Below are 758 nucleotides of genomic sequence, written 5' to 3'. Positions count from 1 at the left end.
GCGCCGTATTCCAAAGCAATCTTTCGATCACTTAAAAATACATCGATACAATCACAACCCTGATTCACCTACTCATGTACCCATCTCTAAGTACACTTTCGTGAATCTCTTTACTACTTCTTCCTGATTGTTAAAGAACGTTCAGCCGATAGCGCGATTGCTGTAACCGCGTATCCTTACTGACTGGCTCAATCGCCAATGCACAACGCTCTGTGTACCTGACACAGAACCCTACGCATTGAGGATTGGTGGAGGATGACGGGATCGAACCGACGACCCCCTGCTTGCAAAGCAGGTGCTCTCCCAGCTGAGCTAATCCCCCAGTCATACAGTCACCCCAGAGGTTCAGACGCCCAGCGCACCAGACAAGACAGTGGTGGGTCTGGATGGATTCGAACCATCGACCCCCGCCTTATCAAGACGGTGCTCTAACCGACTGAGCTACAGACCCCTGAGTCTGTCTGCGTTTCTTTACTACTACAGCCGATAAGCGTGAGCGCTCAACGTTTGACACGTCTAGCTCGAGAAAGGAGGTGATCCAGCCGCACCTTCCGATACGGCTACCTTGTTACGACTTCACCCCAGTCATGAATCCCACCGTGGTAAGCGCCCTCCTTGCGGTTAGGCTACCTACTTCTGGTGAAACCCACTCCCATGGTGTGACGGGCGGTGTGTACAAGACCCGGGAACGTATTCACCGCGGCATGCTGATCCGCGATTACTAGCGATTCCAGCTTCACGCACTCGAGTTGCAGAGT

Annotated in this window: 2 tRNA genes and 1 rRNA gene; all 3 read right to left on the bottom strand. The window is 52.6% G+C overall.

Annotation, left to right across the window (positions count from 1 at the left end):
* Positions 1–246: 246 nt before the first annotated feature.
* Positions 247–322 (bottom strand) — tRNA-Ala (locus SB753_RS34455).
* Between the two features lie 52 nt (positions 323–374).
* Positions 375–451, bottom strand: a tRNA-Ile gene (locus SB753_RS34450).
* A gap of 75 nt (positions 452–526) precedes the next feature.
* Positions 527–758 (bottom strand): 16S ribosomal RNA (locus tag SB753_RS34445); the annotation flags it as partial.

It is taken from the genome of Paraburkholderia sp. SIMBA_053 (assembly GCF_046534895.1).
GTDB classification, from domain to species: domain Bacteria; phylum Pseudomonadota; class Gammaproteobacteria; order Burkholderiales; family Burkholderiaceae; genus Paraburkholderia; species Paraburkholderia caledonica.
This window is presented reverse-complemented; position numbering and strand designations above follow the sequence as displayed.